The following is a 19,032-nucleotide window of genomic DNA, read 5'->3' on the forward strand; positions in this document are numbered from 1 at the left end:
GCTGCACTCGGGGGCGGCCGGTCAGAAGTAGCGCGTGGCGCGTAGCCAGAAACGCGGTTCCTGCTTGGGGCCGTTCTGTTCGTTTTCGCGCTGGATGGGCCAGGCCATCGCGGCCATGACCTGATGCGACGGGCCGGCCTGCGTGATGCTCAGGCCGGCGGCGGACAGCCGCCTCTGGTTGCGTTCGTCGGTCCAGGGGCGTTGGCTGAGCTGGACCCGGCCCGCGTCGGCGAAGGCCGCGAACTGCAGGCCCGCCATGGGCACGTAGCGCAATTCGAGCGAGGCCTGCCAGCCCGAGTCGCCGCTGCTGGAGCCGTTGGCGTAGGCGCGTACGCCGTAGGGGCCGCCCAGGCTGAACTGTTCGGAACTGTCGAGGTTCTTGGTCGCGCGCTGGGCACTGATCTGCCCGTACAGCGTGAAGGGGCCATACAGGTGCTGCAGGCGCAGCAGGGTGAGGTTGAGCTTGCCGAAGCCGCCCGCGCTGCGGTTCAGCGCGCGGTCGCGGATGCGCTGGGCTTCGGTTTCCAGGCGCAGGGAACCATGGCTGTAGGAAAGGTAGGCGGCGCTGCGGCCGCCGCCGAACAGGCTGTCCTCGCCGTTGGCCGACAACGAGGCGGTGCCCAGGCGGATGCGCTTGGCGTGGCGCTGCGAGAACATGTCTATGTCGTCGCGCAGCTGGCGGTCCTCGTATTGCAGGCGCGCTTCCAGGCGGAAGTGACGGCCGGTGATCAGCGGCTGCTGCACGAAGATGCCGGTGGTGCGCGCGCTGCCATGCGCTTCCAGGGTTTCGAAGTCGCGACCCAGCGCATAACGCATGTTGGACACGTTCAGGCCCAGGCGAGTGAGGGCGGGGCCGACCGGCGCCTGGTAGGCGGCGTAGTAGTAGCGCTGCTTGCGGTCGCTGGTCAGCAGGCGCAGGCTGAGCTGGTCGCCCAGGCGCAGCGGGCTGTTCACGTCCAGGCTGCCGCCCAGGCGGTATTCGCCGGTGTAGTAACCGCCGAAGTTGTCGGCGTCGATGCTGCCGGTGACCAGCGGCGTGGGAGCGGCGTTGACCAGCAGCGTGCTGGAGCCTGGGTGCGCGCCCGCGCGTAGCGTGCCTTGCACCGCGGCGCCGGGCAGGTCGCTCAGGCGCAGCAGGCGGCTTTCCAGATTGTCGATATGCACGGGATCGCCGGGCCGCAGCACGGACAGTCCCCGGCGCAACACCGCGTCGCTCACGCGCGACCGGTTGTCGAGCTGGATCTCGTCGTACACGCCTTCCTGTACGGCGATGTCGACCACGCCGTCGCGGATTTCCTGCGGCGGAAGATAGGCGCGCGCGAGCAGATAGCCCTGATCGTGGTAGTAGCGGGTGATGCGGTCGGCGGCCGCGCGCAGGCCGGCCAGGTCCTGCTCGCTGCCGTTCAGGTCGGCGAGCTGCGCCTGCAGCGCGTCGGTGTCGACGTGGAGATTGCCCTGCAGCCGGAAGGCGCGCACATGCAGCCGCGCGCCGCCATCCTGATCGCCGGAGGGTGTCGATGCGGGCCGCGCCGCCGAGTCGTCCAGCGGCGCCTGATCGGGCAGGGGCGCGAATTCGGGCTGTGTCGATTCGATCTCGCGCAGGCTGCGTCCGGCGTCGGGCACCTCGGGGATTCTGGCGTTGGGCGATTGGGCGAATCCCGCCATGGGCACGGCCGCGCACAGCAGCAGGCAGGCCGCCCACGCGCGCGATGTCGATATGTGATCGGGATTGCGGCCGGGCGCCCGGGCGGCCATCGATGCGGGCACTGCATGCGGCGGAGTTGCCGCCGGGACATTCTTTTGTAGCGACTGCACGTGGTCTAGCCGCGGAGGCCGCGGTTCCTGTTCTTGCCGGCCGGACAGCGATACGGCGGCGGAGCCTATGAATACGCGTTCCGCAATGCAGGATTGCGGGTGAGGGAACTATAGGTAGCGGCTCGACAGGAAGATTTAGTATTTATTCGAATTCTGATTTTGACTAATACGAAACGCACCTGCGGCTCATTGGCAGAGCCTTGTATGACGAGTTCCCCGAGAGCCGTTGTCAGCCTTGGATCTTGCGGTTGTCCGAAGCAATCAGCGAGCGGGCCATGAGGCGAAGCGTGCCCTGAAAGCGGCATGCAGCCACGCTTTGCGCCGAATCCCGTCGTTTAGAATTCTCCGCACCCATGCAGGAAAAGGGCGTGCGCAACCGCGCGGCGTTCCTGTCTTGCGATCCAGATGAGCGGGAGGTGCGGTGTCCGATCTCAGCATACAAGTAGCGGTTGCCGATGATCATCCTGTGGTGCTTCTCGGCGTGGCAATGGAACTGGAGCGCAATCCGTCGCTGCGCATCATCGGGCAGGCAAACGATTCCACCGAACTGGTCGCCTTGCTGGACCAGCACCCCTGCGACGTGCAGGTGCTCGACTACAACATGCCCGGCGGCCGGTATGGCGATGGCCTGGTGCTGTTGTCTCATCTGCGGCGTCGCTACCGCGAGTTGCGGCTGGTGCTGTACACCATGGTGGACAATCCCGCGCTGTTGCTGGCGATCGTCAAGCAGGGCACGTCGGGCGTGGTCAGCAAGTCCGACTCGCTGACGCATCTGGTCGACGCGGTGCATGCCGCGCATGGCGGCCGGCAGTATTACTCGCCGACCATCAAGGACATGCTGCTCAACAGCATGATGGTGGCCGAACCCAACAGGCTGACGCCGCGCGAGGCCGAAATCGTCCGGCTGTTCTGCGCCGGCAGCACCATCACCGAAATCGCCGAGCGGCTGCACCGCAGCGTGCAGACCGTCAGTACCCAGAAGCGCAGCGCCATGCGCAAGCTGGGCGTGAGCCGCGACGTGGACTTGATCAAGATGTACACCGGCGGAGTCTGAGTTCCGCCGAGTATGCCTTCTTTCACCGGCGCGACGCGGTCGCGCCGGGCTTCCTGTCGTTCTTCCCCAGGTCACTCTTGAGTCGGCGTCCATTCCGGCTTGACCCCCGCTTTCCGGCTGCACTATGCTTGTTCTTTTATAAGGAACCGAGTTCCTTTTTAAGGAACTTTCATGAGCATTCTCGACGGCGTTCAACGCGTGCTGTCGCTTTACGCCGAAGGCGCGGTCGAACTGAGCTTCACCGACGTCGCGACGCGTCTGTCTCTGCCTAAAAGCACTACTTCGCGCCTGCTCAACCAGATGCAGCGCCATGGTTTGCTGGATCAGGACGCTTCTTCCCGCCGCTATCGCCCGGGCCTCATGCTGTCGATGGCGGCGCGGGCCGGCATGGCTGGCCGTCCGCTGGACTCGGCCTGTCGCCAGGTGCTGGCCCGGCTTTCCGAACGTTCGGGCCTGACGGCCTATCTGTCGACGTTGAACCAGCGCGAGACGGTGGTGTTGCAACGCCTGGACGGCTCGCATCCGGTGCAGGTGCTGTCGCCGCCCGGATCGCGCCGCGCCGCATCGGGCACCGCCATGGGCAGGGCTCTGCTGTCTCGCCTGAGTGACGCCGAATTCACGGATTTGTACGGTGCCAATCCGGTCTTGCTCCTGCCCATGGAGGGACGAGATTGTCCCGGCAGTGTCGGCGAGTTGGCCGAGCGTGTGGCCCGGACGCGCGCCGAGCGCTGCGCCGTGGCGATCGACCAGGCCATGCCTGGCATCGGCGCCGTGGCGGCCGCCGTGCGCGATCCGCTTTCCGGCGAACTGCGCGGCCTGTGCCTGTCGTTCGTGTCGTTCCAGGCCGATGCCGCGCGCGTGGCGCAACTGCGCGAGGCGGTGCTGGAACTGGTCGGCGCGCTGGGCCGTGAACTCAATGATCCATTCTGGCAGGGTTGACGACGAACACGCGCCTTCCCGCCATCTAGCCGCGCGCGGCGTCCGCGGCATTCCAGTCATCGCATTCCGGATATCCGGACCTTCATCATCACGGAACCTCTCCATGAATCTTCTGCTTCTCAGTAATTCCAGCAGCGACGCCGGCTATCTGGCGCATGCCCTGGCCGACATCCGCGAATTGATCGCGGGCCTGCCGGCCGGCGCGCCCGCCGTGTTCGTGCCGTTTGCCGGCGTGACCCGCGGCTGGGACGACTACACCGCCATGGTCGGCGCCGCGCTGGCCGATACCGGCCTGGACGTGCAGCCGCTGCACCGCGCCGCGGACCCGCTGGCGGCGCTGGAAAACGCCGCGCTGATCATCGTGGGCGGCGGCAACACCTTCAATCTGCTGGGACAGCTGCGGCGCCAGGGCCTGCTCGACGCCGTGGCGCGGCGCGTGCGCCTGGGCACGCCTTATCTGGGCTGGAGCGCCGGTTCGAACCTGGCCTGCCCGAGCATCTGCACGACCAACGACATGCCCATCGTCGATCCGGAAGGCTTCGACGCGCTGGGGCTGTTGTCGTTCCAGATCAATCCGCACTACACCAACGCCCATCCTCCCGGCCATCGCGGCGAAACGCGGGCCCAGCGCCTGGCCGAGTTCTGCGTGCTGAATCCGTCCATGCCGGTGCTGGGACTGCCCGAAGGCTCGGCGTTGCGCGTGCGCGGCGATGTCGTCACGCTGCTCGGACCGCACGAGGCGCCGTTGTTCCTGGGACAGCAGGAGCCGCGCGTTTACGCGCCCGGCGCGCTGGAGCTGCCCGCGTGAAACAGGCCATCGACGCCATCGAGCTGTTGTCGTCCGCGCATGTCACGGGCGAAGCGGTCGCCGGGCGCTTGCGCGCGGCCGGCCGTTGCGACGTGACGGTCACGCGGCTGGAGCGGGATGGCGCGGCCACCGAGTTCCTGTCCATCGTGATTCCGGGCGCGGACGACAGCGCGCCCCAGCTGGGCATCGTGGGGCGCCTGGGCGGCATCGGCGCCCGTCCGGCGGTCACGGGATTGGTGTCGGACAGCGATGGCGCCGTGGTGGCCATCGCCGTCGCCTTCAAGCTCATGGCGATGGCCGCGCAGGGCGACGTGCTGCCCGGCACGGTGCGTATCCGCACGCACATCTGCCCGCGCGCGGGCACGCGGCCGCAGCAGCCGGTGCCGATGATGCGCTCGCCCTTTCCCATGCGCGAGATGATGGCGCACGAGGTCGACCCGCGCATGGACGCGATCCTGTCGGTCGACACCACGCGCGGCAATCGCCTGGTCAACCAGCGCGGCGTCGCCCTGACGCCGGTCGCCAAGCAGGGCTATTTGCTGCGCATACCCGAGACCATGCTGGACCTGCTGGGCTGGGTGAGCGGCGAATTGCCGCTGACGCTGCCTTTGACCACGCAGGACATCACGCCCTACGAGAACGGGCTGTGGCATGTGAATTCCCTGATGCAACCGGCGATCGCCACCGATGCGCCGGTGGTGGGCGTGGCGCTGACGGCGCAGACCACGGTGCCCGGCTGCGCCACGGGCGTGACCAATGCGGTCGACGCCGACGTGGCCATGCGTTTCTGCATCGAGGTCGCCAAGGTCTACGGCCAGGGCGCGCTGAAGTTCTACGACGAAGCGGAATGGGCCGCGCTGCAACAGCGCTATGGCTCGCTGGCACACTTGCAGACGGTGGGGAACGCGCCCGATTGAGCGCTTTGGGGGCAGCGGCTGTCCGATAGCCGGGCAGCCGCCAGTCTTGCCGGCTTCAGTCCGGCAGGCGCGCCGCGATCTCGGCGATCAGGCGCCGCGCGGCGTCCAGCTTGCCGGCGGCGGGCAGGGGATGCACGCCCTGCGCATCGAACAGCACCAGCTCGGTGGTGTCCGCGTCCATGACTTTCTGCGCCAGGTTGCCCACCAGCAGCGGGATGCCCTTGCGCACGCGCTTGGCCTCGGCGTGCTCGGCCAGCTTTTCGGTCTCGGCGGCAAAGCCCACGCACCAGGGGCCGTCTTGCAGCCTGGCCACTTCGGCGAGGATGTCCGGATTGGGTTCGAACTCCATCTGCGGCGCGCCGCCGCCTTCGCTGGTCTTCTTGAGTTTCTGCGCGCTGACGTTCTTCACGCGCCAGTCGGCCACGGCGGCCACGGCGATGAAGATGTCGGCATCCATGGCGCTGGCCATGACGGCATCGTGCATCTGCCGCGCCGTGGTCACGGACAGCGAGGTGACGCCGCGCGGCACGGGCAGCGCGGTGGCGCCCGTGACCAGGGTGACGCGGGCGCCGGCTTCGCGCGCGGCGCGCGCCAGCGCGTAGCCGGTCTTGCCGGACGAGCGGTTGCTCAGCACGCGGATGGGGTCGACCGGCTCGGACGTGGGGCCGGCGGTCAGCAGCACGTGGCGGCCGGCCAGCAACTTGGGCTGGAAGAAGGCGATCAGGTCGGTCAGCAGCTCGTGCGCTTCCAGCATGCGGCCGTCGCCGGTCTCGCCGCAGGCCTGTTCGCCGGCGGCGGGGCCGAGCACGGCAATGCCGTCGGCGCGCAGCTGTTCGACGTTGCGCTGGGTGGCCGGGTTGGCCCACATCTCGCGGTTCATGGCGGGCGCGACCAGCAGCGGACAGGCGCGCGCCAGGCACAGCGTGGACAGCAGGTCGTCCGCCATGCCGTGCGCCAGCTTGGCCATGAAGTCGGCGCTGGCCGGCGCGATCAGCACGGCGTCGGCGCCGCGCGTGAGGTCGATGTGCGCCATGTTGTTGGGCACGCGCGCGTCCCAGGCATCGACGAACACCGGACGGCCGGACAGCGCCTGCATGGTGACGGGCGTGATGAAATGCGTGGCCGCCTCGGTCATGACCACGTCGACCGTGGCGCCTTGTTCGGTCATGCGCCGCACCAGCTCGGCGATTTTGTAGCAGGCGATGCCCCCGGTCAGGCCGAGGACGATGCGTTTGCGGGCGAGGTCGAGCATGGGGCGGGAGCGGCGCGGAGGGCGCCGCGTAGTCGAGGAATGGATATTGATTCTACAGCGCTCAGCCGCGCGGCTTGCGCGAGCGCAGCAGTTCGTCCAGCACCAGCAACACGGCGCCGCAGCTGATGCCCACGTCGGCCAGGTTGAAGGCGGGGAACTGCCAGTCATTCCAGTAGAACAGCAGGAAGTCCACCACGTGGCCGTAGACCACGCGATCGATCACGTTGCCCACGGCGCCGCCCAGGATCAGCGCCAGCGCCAGGCTGAAGCGCGGCTGGCCGGGCGTGCGACGCAGCATCCAGACGATGACCACCGCCGCCACGCAGCCCAGGCCGGTGAAGAGCCAGCGTTGCCAGCCTTCCTCGGTCGCCAGGAAACTGAACGCCGCGCCTCGGTTATAGACCAGCGTGAAGTCGAAGAACGGCAGCAGGTGCAGCCGTTCGCCGTACTGGAAGGCGGTGTTGAAATAGATCTTGGTCAGCTGGTCCAGGACGATGATGCACAGCGCCAGCGCCAGCCAGCCGCCGATCCGCGCCGGTGCGGCGCGGCCGGACGGCTGGTCCGGCGTCCCGTGGTCGACGGGGCCGGCCATGCTCAGGCCTTGCTGCGGGCTTCACCCGCGCCGAACAGGTTGGACACGCAACGGCCGCAGATCTCGGGGTGGTCCGCGTCCTGGCCCACGTCCAGGCGCCAGTGCCAGCAGCGCTCGCACTTCTTGTGCTGGGACGGCGTGACCTCGATGCGCGTTTCACCCTCGCCGGCATGCACGGTGGCGCGCGACACGATCAGCACGAAGCGCAGATCGTCGCCCAGGCTGGCCAAAAGTGCCTGGTCGGCGCTGGCAGCGTACAGATCGACTTCGGCTTGCAGCGACGAACCGATGTCGCCGGCCGTGCGGACTTCCTCGAGCTTGCGCTGCACTTCGGCGCGGATCGCGCGCAGGCGCGTCCACTTGGCCGTCAGCGCCTCGGCGTCGGCATAGGGCGGCAGGCTGTGGAAGACCTCGGTGAAGATGGTGACGCGCGCGGCGTCGGCCTGGTGCTTTAGCGCCGAGGCGACCAGTTCCTTCCAGGCTTCTTCGGCGGTGAAGGACAGGATCGGGGCCATCAGCTTGAGCAGCGCCTGGGTGATCTCCAGCAGCGCGGTCTGCGCCGAGCGGCGCGCCAGGCTGCCGGCCGCCGTGGTGTACAGGCGGTCCTTCAGGATGTCCAGGTAGAACGCGCCCAGGTCCTCGGAGCAGAAGGTCTGCAGGCGCGAGACGGCCGGGTGGAAGTCGTAGCGCTCGTAGTGCGCGCTGATCTCGGCCTGCATCTGCGCGGTCATGGCCAGCGCGTAGCGGTCGATTTCGAACAGCTCGCCATGCGGCACGGCCTGCGACACGGCGTCGAAGTCGGCCAGGTTGGCCAGCAGGAAGCGCAGCGTGTTGCGGATGCGGCGGTAGCCTTCGACCACGCGCTTGAGGATCTCGTCGGAGATCGACAGCTCGCCCGAGTAGTCGGTGGATGCGACCCACAGGCGCAGGATCTCGGCGCCGAGCGAATCGGATACCTTCTGCGGCGCGATCACGTTGCCCACGGACTTGCTCATCTTGCGGCCCTGGCCGTCCACCACGAAGCCGTGCGTCAGCAGGGCCTTGTAGGGCGGCTGGCCATAGAGCATGCAGCCGGTCAGCAGCGAGGAATGGAACCAGCCGCGGTGCTGGTCGGAACCTTCCAGGTAGAGGTCGGCGGGCCAGGCCAGCTCGGCGCCGTGCGAGCCGGCGAAGGCGCCGTCCTTGCCGCCCAGCACGGTGGCGTGGGTACTGCCCGAGTCGAACCAGACGTCCAGCGTGTCGCGGTTCTTTTCATACTGGTCTGCCTCGTCGCCCAGCAGCTCGCGCGGATCGAGCGTCTGCCAGGCTTCGATGCCACCCTGTTCGACGCGCAGCGCCACCTGTTCGAGCAGCTCGACCGTGCGCGGGTGCAGCTCGCCGGTTTCCTTGTGCACGAAGAAGGCCATGGGCGTGCCCCATTGCCGCTGGCGCGACAGCGTCCAGTCGGGGCGGTTGGCGATCATGGCGTGCAGGCGGGCGCGGCCCCAGGCCGGATAGAAGGCCGTGGCGTCGATCCCGGCCAGCGCCGATTCGCGCAGCGTCGGGCCGCCGTCCTTGGGGGCGACGTCCATGCCCGCGAACCACTGGCTGGTGGCGCGATAGATGATGGGCGTCTTGTGGCGCCAGCAGTGCATGTAGCTGTGCTTGTGCTTTTCCACGTGCATCAGGGTGCCGGCCAGCTTCAGGGCCTCGACGATCTTGGGGTTCGCGTCCCAGATCGACAGGCCGCCGAACAGCGGCAGGCTGTCGGCGTACTTGCCGTCGCCCATGACCGGGCTGATGAAGTCGGTGTCCTTCATGCTGTGCGCCTTGCACGACACGAAGTCCTCGATGCCGTAGGCCGGCGCCGAGTGGACCACGCCGGTGCCCGAATCGGCCGTGACGTAGTCGCCCAGGTAGACGGGCGCCATGCGGTCATAACCGGGGTTGGCCTTGGCCAGCGGGTGGCGGAAGCGGATCCCGGACAGGGCGGCGCCAGGCGCCGTGGCGATGACATCGCCTTCGAGCTGCCATTGCTTCAGGCAGTCCTCGACGCGGTCCTTGGCGATCAGCAGCAGCGGGCCGGACACGGGCGCGGGCGACACGCGCACCAGCGCGTATTCGATCTCCGGGTGCAGGTTCAGCGCCTGGTTCGACGGAATGGTCCAGGGCGTGGTGGTCCAGATCACGATGGCGCCATCGTCGACCGAATCCAGACCGAAGGCCTTGGCCAGCGCCGGACGGTCGGCGAAGGGGAAGGCCACGTCCACGGCCGGATCGACGCGGTCGGCGTACTCGACCTCGGCCTCGGCCAGCGCCGAGCCACAGTCGAAACACCAGTTCACCGGCTTCAGGCCGCGGAACACATAGCCTTTTTCCAGAATGCGGCCGAGCGCGCGGATCTCGTCGGCCTCATTGCTGAAGTTCATGGTCATGTAGGGGCGGTCCCACTCGCCCAGCACGCCCAGGCGCTTGAAGTCCTTGCGCTGGCGGTCGATCTGCTCGAGCGCGTAGGCGCGCGCCTTGGACTGCACTTCCGCCACGGGCAGGTGCTTGCCGTACTTCTTTTCGATCTGGATCTCGATGGGCATGCCGTGGCAGTCCCAGCCCGGCACGTAGTGCGCGTCATAGCCGGCCATGTTGCGGCTCTTGACGATGATGTCCTTCAGGATCTTGTTGACCGCGTGGCCGATGTGGATGTCGCCGTTCGCGTAGGGCGGGCCGTCATGCAGCACGAAGCGCGGACGGCCCCGGCTGGCGGCGCGGATCGCCTGGTAGACGTGGTTTTCCTCCCACTGCGTGATCCAGGCGGGCTCGCGCTTGGCGAGGTCGCCCCGCATGGGGAAGGGAGTGTCGGGCAGGTTGAGGGATTTTTTATAGTCCATGAACGGCAAAATAGGCGCGCGCGTTTCGCGCGTCTTCGGCGATGGCGGCAGTCAGGGAAGGGAGATCGGGAAATTTTTCTTCGTCCCGCAGCTTGTGCAGGAATTCGACTCGCACGAGTTTACCGTAAGCATTGACGGTCTCGTCGAGCAGGTGGGCCTCCAGCAGGACCCGGCCGTGGTCCTCGACCGTCGGGCGCACGCCCAGGCTGGCCACGGCCGGCAGGGCGCGGTCGCCCAGGCCGTAGACCTGGACCACGTAAATGCCCGAGCGCGCCGCGCAGCGCGGCGCCACGCGCAGGTTCATCGTGGGAAAGCCCAGCGTGCGGCCCAGCTTCTGGCCGTGGATCACGTGCCCGCTGATATGGAACGGGTGGCCCAGCAGATGGCGCGCGCGCTCCAGGTCGCCGACCGCCAGCGCGGTGCGGACTTCGGAGCTGGAAATGCGATGGCCGTGCTGGTCGGTCACGTCGGCCAGGGTCTGCACCTCGAAGCCGTGCCGCAGGCCGGCCTCGCGCAGCAGGTCGATGTCGCCGCTGCGCTTGTGGCCGAAGCGGAAGTCCTCGCCCACCAGCAGCCAGCGCGTCTGCAGGCCCTGGACCAGCAGGTTCTCGATGAAGGCGTTGGCCGACATTTCGGCCAGCCGGGAATTGAAGCGCTCCACCACCACCTGGGAAATGCCATAGCGGGCCAGCGCGGCCAGCTTGTCGCGCAGGCCGGAGATGCGGGTGGGCGCCAGTTCAGGCCGGCGGTTCAGGGCGGCAAAGTACTCCCGCGGATGCGGTTCGAAGGTCATCACGGCGGGCGTAAGGCCGCGTTCGCGCGCGACCTGGCAGACGCGCGCGAGCATGGCCTGGTGTCCGCGATGGACGCCGTCGAAATTGCCGATGGTCAAGGCGCTGGGCGCGCGTTGAGCGGGCGGGGGCAGGGATCGGTGGATGCGCAGCGTAGGTTTCACGGACGAGAGTTTACAATTTTGGATTCAGGATCAGTCCGCACCCCGCGCATTCTTGCGCCAGAGGGTGGCGGACCGGTCCCCAACCCGCCGCCGCTCCTGGGTAAAAATGGCCCGCCGGAGCGGAATGCGCGCCCGGCGCCGCGCGGGGTTTTTCTCGGAAATCGCTATCTTGCCGGATTCTTCTCTTATCAAGCGCCGCCTGGTCATCCTGATCTCGGGGCGCGGAAGCAACATGCAGGCGCTGGTCCAGGCCTGTCGCGACCAGGGCTGGCCGGCCGAGGTCGTCGCCGTCATCGCCAGCCGGCCGGACGCCGCCGGGCTGGACTGGGCGCGCGCCCAGGGCATCGCCGCCTCGGCCCTGCACCACAAGGAATACGCCAGCCGCGAGGCCTTCGACGCCGCGCTGGCCGAGGAAATCGACCGCCATGCGCCGGACTACGTCATCCTGGCCGGCTTCATGCGCGTGCTGACGCCGGGCTTCGTCAACCATTTCGCGGGTCGGCTGGTGAATATCCATCCCTCGCTGCTGCCGGCCTTCCCTGGCCTGCACACCCATGCCCAGGCGCTGGCCACGGGCGTGCGCGTGCACGGCTGCACCGTGCATTTCGTCACCCCGGTGCTGGACCACGGCCCCATCATCGCCCAGGGCTGCGTGCCGGTGCTGGCCGGCGACACGCCGGATTCGCTGGCCAATCGCGTGCTGGAAGTCGAGCACCGGGCTTTTCCGGCCGCCGTGCGCTGGCTGGCCGAAGGCCGGGTTACGCTGACGCCTGACCACCGGGTGGACGTGCAGGGCGATCCCGAGCGCCTGTTCACCTGGTCGCCGGCCGCCTGACGGCCCGCCATCATCCGGCCATCAGGCCCGCAATCGCATTTACCAGGGCGGATCGATGCCGCCTTATTTGGAATACACCATGAGCAAACCCCAATCTCCGCGTTCCCGTCCGGCCGCCGCCAAGGCGGGCGAAGGGCGCGACGGACGGTCTTTCTTCTCGCGCCCGAAGGGCGAGGCCCGCGCCACGGTCGAGCGTTCCGAGCGGCCCGCCCGGGCCTCGGGGCCTGATGGCGGCCGTGGCGGCCATGCCGAGCCGCGCGCGCGCCGTGACGCGCCGGCGGGGCGGCGGGACGACGGGGCGGGCGCCAGCCGCCGCGAATACGGCCGCGACGAGCGCCAGGACGGTCGTCGCGAACACGAAGGCCATCGTGAGCACGCCGGCCAGGATCGCCGCGAGCAAGGCGGCGGCCGCGAGGGGGCGCGCGCTTATGGTCGCAATGAGCGGCAGGGCGATGCCGGCCGTCGCGAGGCTCTGCGCGGCCAGGAAGGACGCCGGGAATACTCCCGCGATGATCGTCAGGATGCGCGCCGGGAATATGCCGGCGGCGCTCGCCAGGACGGCCGCCGGGAGCCGGGCCGTGACGATCGCCAGCAGGATCGCCGTGGTGAATACAACTACAACAGCCGCGACAGCCGTTCGCAGGGACGCCCGGAATACGCCCGGGACGACCGCCGCGATGGCCGTTTCGACGGGCGTCGCGAGCAGGGCCATGCCGGTCGGGGCGATGAACGCCACGGCCAGCGCGCCTATCAGGACGGGCCGAGCGGCCAGAATCGCCAAGGCCCCCGTTTCGACGGCGGCCGCGACGACCGCGATTTCCGTGGAGAGCGTGATGGCCGTCCGGGCGCCGAGCGCCGCGATGGACGCCCGGGCCAGGATTCCCGTCCGACGTCCGGCCACGGCGGTCCGCGAGGCGGGCAGGCTCGCGCATCGCAGCCGTCGCGCCCACGCCAGCCCTATGCCGCCATTCGCATCGACCAGGTGCAGCGCGTGCTGGGCGAGATCCTGCAATGGACCTATCCGGCGGACGCGGCCTTGTCGCACTGGCTGCGCGGCCATCCCGGCCTGGGCGCCCGCGACCGCTCCGAAGTCGCCGAAGCCGTCTACGACGTGCTGCGGCATCTGCGGCGCTACCGCCAGTACGGTGAAAGCGGCGTTGGCCCGGCCTCGCGCCGTCTGGCCATCCTGGGCCTGGCCGCCACGCTGGGCGCGCAGGAATTGGCCGAAGGGCTGGACGCGGCCGAGGCCGAATGGCTGCAGCGCGTGTCGCGCATCGATCCGGCCACGTTGCCGCGCGCGGTGCGGGGCAGCATTCCCGACTGGCTGGACGAGCGTTTGTCCGCCATGGACAGCCCGGACACGCTGATCGAGGCGCTGAACCGCCAGGCCAGCCTGGACCTGCGCGTCAATCCGCTCAAGGCCGAGCGCGATGCCATGCTGGTCGAGCTGCAGCAGAGCGCCGGTCGCTACGAGCCGGTCGCCATGCCGTATTCGCCCTGGGGCATCCGCATGGAGGGCCGTCCGGCCATCAACCGTTGGGCCCAGTTCGAGAACGGCAGCATCGAGGTGCAGGACGAGGGCAGCCAGCTGCTGGCCCTGCTGGTGGCGCCGCGGCGCGGCGAGATGATCATCGATTTCTGCGCCGGCGCGGGCGGCAAGACGCTGCTGCTGGGCGCGCTGATGCGCTCGACCGGCAGGCTGTACGCCTTCGATGTGTCGGCCGCGCGTCTGGCGCGCGCCAAGCCGCGTTTTGCCCGCAGCGGACTGTCCAATGTGGTTCCCGTGGCCATCGACAGCGAGAACGACACCCGCATCAAGCGCCTGGCCGGCAAGGCCCAGCGCGTGCTGGTCGACGCGCCGTGCAGCGGCATCGGCACGCTGCGCCGCAATCCCGACCTGAAATGGCGCCAGCACCCCGAGGCGCTGGCCGAGCTGGGCCAGCTGCAGGAGCGCATCCTGAACAGCGCCGCGCGCTGCGTGGCGCCGGGCGGTCGGCTGGTGTACGCCACCTGCAGCCTGCTGGCCGAGGAAAACGAGGTCCAGGCCGAGCGCTTCCTGGCCAGCCACCCCGAGTTCGAGCGCCTGGACGCCGCGGCCATCCTGGCCGGACGTTGCGAGAACCTGAAGCTGGAAGGCCCTTACGTGCAACTGCGGCCCGACCTGCACGGTACCGACGGCTTCTTCGCCGCCGTGTTCGAGCGCAAGAAGGCGGGCGCGAAGACTGAGCAGGATGCCGAGCCGTTGGCGCTCGAGGCCGAGGGCGAGATGGACGACGCATCGCCGCAAGCCGGGCAGGATGCCGGCGCGCAGACGGATTCGGCAGCCGGCGAAACCGCCTGAGTCCCCAGGGGATCTTCGATCAGCGGCGCCCCGGCTTTCGGCCGGGGCGCCGTTTTCATCAGGGCGCGGGCGCGACGTTCACGGTAGCGCTGTAGCGACGGATGCCCAGTGTCTTGTTCTGGTATTTCACTTCCCAGGCCAGGGTGTCCGCGCCGGGCTGGCCGGTCTGGTAAACCACCTGGGCGATCGGCACAGCCTTGTAGGCGCAGCGACCCGAATCACTCGATTGTCCCTGGGTATGGGCCACGTTGGCTGAACCCAGGTGCGGCGGCAGGGTGATCGTCACTTTTGGCGCCCGCAGGGCCAAGCAATCCGACCCTCTTATTTCGTAGTAAGAAGCCAACACCGTCACGTCTCCCACTTTCAATGACTGGGCGCAGGCGCCGCCGGCATAAGCCAGGGTCGCGGCGGCCAGCAGGGGGATTAAATGGGGACGTATAATTGAAACGGGCATCGGAACGGGTTCGAAGTGGAGGACTGAGGGCAGGGGCGAAGTTTGCCTCCAGTCCGTGGCCGTATCAAGACGGGCGCACCTGACTGGAACTTTAACGGCCCGGGCCGGCCAAAACCTGACGTCCGCGCCAATTCCCTTGAAACAGGCGCTGCGGGCCGCGCCATCTGGCGCGGGCCACGCAGGCGAGGACGTATCGCGACGCGCCTGAAATGTTTTTGCGGAAAATTCGGTTCATTGGCGGCTTGCCTGCGGGTTTTTCAGCAGGTTTCTTGCCAGCCAAACGGGGCTTAGTCCTTGATTTCTCTCAATAACTATTTTGAAACTCCCTTGTCATAAGCAGGCAAAGGTAAGCTAAACTTCAGGCACTCTTTACGCGAGGCTCACAAAAGCTTTATGGATTACATCCTTTCCTTCATTGCCGGCGGTCTGACCCAAGCCACCTGGTGGCAGGTCGTGGTTTTCACGCTGGTGGTGACGCACATCACGATCGTCTCGGTCACCGTCTTCCTCCATCGCAGCCAGGCGCACCGCGGTCTGGACCTGCATCCCGCCGTCATGCATTTCTTCCGCTTCTGGCTCTGGATGACGACGGGCATGGTCACCAAGGAATGGGTCGCCATTCACCGCAAGCACCACGCCAAGTGCGAAAAGGAAGGCGATCCCCATTCGCCCATCCTGTTCGGCATCTGGAAGGTGCTGTTCCGTGGCGCCGAGCTCTACCGCGAAGAATCCAACAACAAGGAAACCATGGCCAAGTTCGGCCACGGCACGCCTGACGACTGGCTCGAGCGCAACGTCTACAGCAAGCACAGCCTGTGGGGCGTGCTGACCATGCTCGCCATCGACGTGGCCCTGTTCGGCGCCATCGGCCTGACCGTCTGGGCCGTGCAGATGGCCTGGATCCCGTTCTGGGCCGCCGGCGTGGTCAATGGCATCGGCCACTACTGGGGCTACCGCAACTACAACAGCCCGGACACCAGCACCAACGTGTTCCCCTGGGGCATCGTGATCGGCGGCGAAGAGCTGCACAACAACCACCACGCTCACGGCACGTCGGCCAAGTTCTCGGCCAAGTGGTACGAATTCGACATCGGCTGGTGCTATATCAACATCCTGAAGTTCCTGGGCCTGGCCAAGATCAAGAAGGTCGCGCCCAAGCTCAAGCTGGATGACTCGCGCACCGGCATCGACCTGCGCACGCTGCAGGGCGTGATCACGCACCGCTACGAAGTCATGGCCCGCTACGCCGACATCATCAAGAGCGCCGCCCGCGAAGAGCTGGCCAAGATGAAGGCCTCGCGTCAGGAAGGCAACGCCGAATGCGGCTGGAGCAAGCTGCACAAGGTGCGCCGCGCCATTCACCGCAACGAGGACATCCTCCAGCCCGAGCAGCTGCAGGCCGTCGATCAGGCCATCGCCCAGAACAAGTCGCTGTCCACGCTGGTGCAGATGCGCCGCGAGCTAGGCCGCATCTGGGAAAGTTCCAGCGCCAGCAGCGAACAGCTGCTCCATGACCTGCAGGCCTGGTGCCAGCGCGCCCAGCAAAGCGGCATCGCCGGGCTCGAGCAATTCGCTCAACGTCTGCGCCGCTACGCGGCATGATGCTAGAGAAGCTCAACCCCGAACAACGCGCCGCAGTAACGTTAGAACCGCAGCACGCCCTGGTCCTGGCCGGGGCGGGCAGCGGCAAGACCCGGGTGCTCACCACCCGCATGGCCTGGCTGATTCAAACCGGCCAGGCTTCGCCTTTTGGGCTGCTGGCTGTCACGTTCACCAATAAGGCCGCCCGCGAGATGCTGGCGCGGATGTCGTCGATCCTGCCGATCGACACGCGCGGTCTCTGGATCGGCACCTTCCACGGGCTGTGCAATCGCATGCTGCGGGCGCATCACCGCGATGCCGGCCTGCCGCAAAGCTTCCAGATCCTCGATGTCACCGACCAGCTCGCCGCCATCAAGCGGCTGATGAAGGCCAATGGCGTCGACGACGAGAAGTACCCGCCGCGCGACGTGCAGCGCTTCATCAATGGCGCCAAGGAAGAAGGGCTGCGCCCGGACGGCGTCGAAGCCTACGACAGCCACCGCCGCCGCCTGATCGAGATCTACCAGCTGTACGAGGCCCAGTGCCAGCGCGAGGGCGTGGTCGACTTCGCCGAGCTGCTGCTGCGCGCCTATGAACTGCTGTCGCGCAACGCGCCGGTGCGCGAGCACTACCAGCGGCGTTTCCGCCACATCCTGGTCGATGAGTTCCAGGACACCAACACGCTGCAGTACAAGTGGCTGCGTCTGCTGGCCGGGGGCGGCGCGGCGATCTTCGCCGTGGGTGACGACGACCAGTCCATCTACGCGTTCCGGGGCGCCAACGTCGGCAACATGGCCGACTTCGAGCGCGATTACGCGCATGGCACGGTGATCCGGCTGGAGCAGAACTATCGTTCCTATGGCCACATCCTGGATTCGGCCAACGCGCTGATCGGCCACAACAGCGGCCGCCTGGGCAAGAACCTCTGGACCGAGCAGGGCGAAGGCGAGCCCGTGCGCGTCATCGAGCAGCCGTCGGACGGCATGGAGGCCCAGTGGGTGGTGGACGAGATCCGTTCGCTGATCCACGAAGGCAGCCTGCGCCGCGAGATCGCCGTGCTCTACCGCAGCAACGCGCAGTCGCGCGTGCTGGAACACGCCATCTTTTCCGCCGGCATTCCTTACAAGGTCTATGGCGGCCTGCGCTTCTTCGAGCGCCAGGAAATCAAGCACGCGCTGGCCTATCTGCGCCTGATGGCCAACCCGCAGGACGACACGTCGTTGATGCGGGTGGTGAACTTCCCCACGCGCGGCATCGGCGCGCGCACGCTGGAAACGCTGGCCGACGCGGCCCGCACCCATGACATCAGCCTGTATTCGGCAGTGGCCATGGTGGGCGGCAAGGGCGGTTCCAACCTGGTGCAGTTCGCCCAGCTCATCAACCGCCTGATCGAGGAAACGCGCGACCTGCCGCTGCCCGAGATGGTCGAGCACATGCTCGAGGCCAGCGGCCTGAACGCCCATTACAAGGCCGAGCGCGAAGGCGCCGAGCGCCTGGAAAACCTGAACGAACTGATCACGGCCGCGGCCGTGTTCGCGTCCGAGGAAAATTACGACGGCATGCCCGCCGGCGTGGTGCCCCAGACCGATGCGTCCTCGACGCTGATGCCGGGCGTGGTCGACGCGCCCATCGTCGCGCCGGACGGCATGACGCCGCTGGCGGCCTTCCTGTCGCACGCGGCGCTGGAAGCCGGCGACAACCAGGCGCAGCAGGGCCAGGACGCGGTCCAGCTCATGACGGTGCATGCCGCCAAGGGCCTGGAGTTCGACGCGGTCTTCATCACCGGCCTGGAAGAGGGTCTGTTCCCGCACGAGAACAGCATCCTCGAACAATCCGGGCTGGAAGAGGAACGGCGCCTGATGTACGTGGCGATCACGCGCGCGCGACAGCGCCTGTACATCACGCTGGCGCAGAGCCGCATGCTGCATGGACAGACGCGCTACGCCATGCGTTCGCGCTTCCTGGAAGAAATCCCCGAGAAGCACCTGAAGTGGCTGACGCCCAAGGCCGGCCTGGCCCAGGCGGGCGCCTCGCAGGCGTCCTGGGGCGGCAGCCGCACCGACGCGTTCGGCCGCAAGCCCACCAACACGATTGCGCCGCGTCAACCGCGCGGCGTCGCCACCGGCGTCACCGTGGGCGACAAGCAGTATCGTGTGGGCCAGGGCGTGCATCACGCGCGTTTCGGCGACGGCACCATCATCGGTCTGAGCGGGTCGGGGCAGGATGCCCAGGCCGAGATCCAGTTCCGCGACGTGGGCGCCAAGACGTTGGCGCTGGGCATCGCCAAACTCGACATAGTCCAGGGTTGAACGACATGGCTGACCACGATTCCCCCAAGGCCGAACTGGCAGCGCTGCGCGCCGAGGTCGACGAGATCGACCAGCAGATCATGCTGCTGCTCGGCGTGCGCTTTCGCTGCACCGACATGATCGGCGAGCTCAAGCAGAACCACGGCATGGATCTGGTGGATCCCAAGCGCGAGGCCCAGCAGGTCGCGCGCATCCGCCGCCTGGCCGAAGAGGCCGGCGTGCCGGCCGCGCTGGCAGAAACCATCCTGCGCGAGGTGATCGACACCGTGATCGACCACCACAGCCGCCTGCGCGACCGTCCGTACTCCTGATCCCT

Annotated in this window: 16 protein-coding genes; 9 read left to right on the forward strand and 7 right to left on the reverse strand. The window is 67.7% G+C overall.

Going from position 1 to position 19,032, the window contains the following annotated elements; all coding sequences use genetic code 11:
- Window positions 1–21 precede the first annotated feature (21 nt).
- Window positions 22–1,767, reverse strand: coding sequence for a ShlB/FhaC/HecB family hemolysin secretion/activation protein (locus tag AC6LJ5_RS08580; protein WP_498140275.1), 1,746 nt, complete (start codon window positions 1,765–1,767; stop codon window positions 22–24).
- Window positions 1,768–2,044: 277 nt separating this feature from the next.
- Complete coding sequence (locus AC6LJ5_RS08585) at window positions 2,045–2,278, reverse strand: hypothetical protein (protein ID WP_498140276.1); 234 nt, start codon at window positions 2,276–2,278, stop codon at window positions 2,045–2,047.
- A gap of 24 nt (window positions 2,279–2,302) precedes the next feature.
- Here AC6LJ5_RS08585 and AC6LJ5_RS08590 point away from each other — a divergent pair, with 24 nt between their 5' ends.
- From AC6LJ5_RS08590 to AC6LJ5_RS08605, 4 genes are all read left to right on the forward strand, one after another.
- The gene (locus tag AC6LJ5_RS08590; RefSeq protein WP_233772485.1) at window positions 2,303–2,869 is read left to right on the forward strand and encodes a response regulator; all 567 of its coding nucleotides are present in this window, start codon (window positions 2,303–2,305) and stop codon (window positions 2,867–2,869) included.
- A 171-nt stretch (window positions 2,870–3,040) separates the two neighbouring features.
- Window positions 3,041–3,808: an IclR family transcriptional regulator gene (locus AC6LJ5_RS08595; RefSeq protein WP_498140277.1), complete on the forward strand. Its 768-nt coding sequence runs from the start codon at window positions 3,041–3,043 to the stop codon at window positions 3,806–3,808.
- 103 nt (window positions 3,809–3,911) lie between these two features.
- Window positions 3,912–4,616, forward strand: coding sequence for a dipeptidase PepE (pepE, locus tag AC6LJ5_RS08600; protein WP_103275117.1), 705 nt, complete (start codon window positions 3,912–3,914; stop codon window positions 4,614–4,616).
- Window positions 4,613–5,533, forward strand: a complete 921-nt coding sequence (locus AC6LJ5_RS08605) for a DUF1177 domain-containing protein (RefSeq protein WP_103275116.1) — start codon at window positions 4,613–4,615, stop codon at window positions 5,531–5,533. The genes pepE and AC6LJ5_RS08605 overlap by 4 nt, the downstream gene beginning before the upstream one ends.
- A gap of 55 nt (window positions 5,534–5,588) precedes the next feature.
- Here the strand turns inward: AC6LJ5_RS08605 and coaBC are convergent, their stop codons facing one another.
- The 4 genes from coaBC to AC6LJ5_RS08625 form a co-directional block, all read right to left on the reverse strand.
- Window positions 5,589–6,785 carry a bifunctional phosphopantothenoylcysteine decarboxylase/phosphopantothenate--cysteine ligase CoaBC gene (coaBC, locus tag AC6LJ5_RS08610; protein ID WP_498140278.1) on the reverse strand — a complete coding sequence of 399 codons (1,197 nt, stop codon included), beginning with the start codon at window positions 6,783–6,785 and terminating at the stop codon, window positions 5,589–5,591.
- Between the two features lie 61 nt (window positions 6,786–6,846).
- Complete coding sequence (gene lspA, locus AC6LJ5_RS08615) at window positions 6,847–7,377, reverse strand: signal peptidase II (protein ID WP_103275114.1); 531 nt, start codon at window positions 7,375–7,377, stop codon at window positions 6,847–6,849.
- Window positions 7,378–7,379: 2 nt separating this feature from the next.
- Complete coding sequence (gene ileS / locus AC6LJ5_RS08620; protein ID WP_498140279.1) at window positions 7,380–10,241, reverse strand: isoleucine--tRNA ligase; 2,862 nt, start codon at window positions 10,239–10,241, stop codon at window positions 7,380–7,382.
- Window positions 10,231–11,196, reverse strand: coding sequence for a bifunctional riboflavin kinase/FAD synthetase (locus tag AC6LJ5_RS08625; protein ID WP_103275112.1), 966 nt, complete (start codon window positions 11,194–11,196; stop codon window positions 10,231–10,233). The genes ileS and AC6LJ5_RS08625 overlap by 11 nt, the downstream gene beginning before the upstream one ends.
- Window positions 11,197–11,365: 169 nt before the next feature.
- Here AC6LJ5_RS08625 and purN point away from each other — a divergent pair, with 169 nt between their 5' ends.
- Window positions 11,366–12,031 carry a phosphoribosylglycinamide formyltransferase gene (purN, locus tag AC6LJ5_RS08630; RefSeq protein WP_233772484.1) on the forward strand — a complete coding sequence of 222 codons (666 nt, stop codon included), beginning with the start codon at window positions 11,366–11,368 and terminating at the stop codon, window positions 12,029–12,031.
- A 991-nt stretch (window positions 12,032–13,022) separates the two neighbouring features.
- Window positions 13,023–14,372 carry an RsmB/NOP family class I SAM-dependent RNA methyltransferase gene (locus AC6LJ5_RS08635; protein WP_103275109.1) on the forward strand — a complete coding sequence of 450 codons (1,350 nt, stop codon included), beginning with the start codon at window positions 13,023–13,025 and terminating at the stop codon, window positions 14,370–14,372.
- A 58-nt stretch (window positions 14,373–14,430) separates the two neighbouring features.
- Here AC6LJ5_RS08635 and AC6LJ5_RS08640 read toward each other — a convergent pair whose 3' ends face one another.
- Entirely contained in the window at window positions 14,431–14,658 is a 228-nt protein-coding gene (locus AC6LJ5_RS08640) for a hypothetical protein (protein ID WP_392408886.1), read from the reverse strand.
- A gap of 561 nt (window positions 14,659–15,219) precedes the next feature.
- Here AC6LJ5_RS08640 and AC6LJ5_RS08645 point away from each other — a divergent pair.
- From AC6LJ5_RS08645 to AC6LJ5_RS08655, 3 genes are read left to right on the forward strand one after another with little or no spacing between them, the layout of a single operon-like run.
- Entirely contained in the window at window positions 15,220–16,428 is a 1,209-nt protein-coding gene (locus AC6LJ5_RS08645) for a DesA family fatty acid desaturase (protein ID WP_103275107.1), read from the forward strand.
- Window positions 16,425–18,716: a UvrD-helicase domain-containing protein gene (locus AC6LJ5_RS08650; protein WP_498140280.1), complete on the forward strand. Its 2,292-nt coding sequence runs from the start codon at window positions 16,425–16,427 to the stop codon at window positions 18,714–18,716. The genes AC6LJ5_RS08645 and AC6LJ5_RS08650 overlap by 4 nt, the downstream gene beginning before the upstream one ends.
- A 5-nt stretch (window positions 18,717–18,721) precedes the next feature.
- Window positions 18,722–19,027: a chorismate mutase gene (locus AC6LJ5_RS08655; protein ID WP_103275105.1), complete on the forward strand. Its 306-nt coding sequence runs from the start codon at window positions 18,722–18,724 to the stop codon at window positions 19,025–19,027.
- The last annotated feature ends 5 nt before the right edge of the window (window positions 19,028–19,032 follow it).

This window comes from Achromobacter sp. 1011791174, assembly GCF_059760925.1.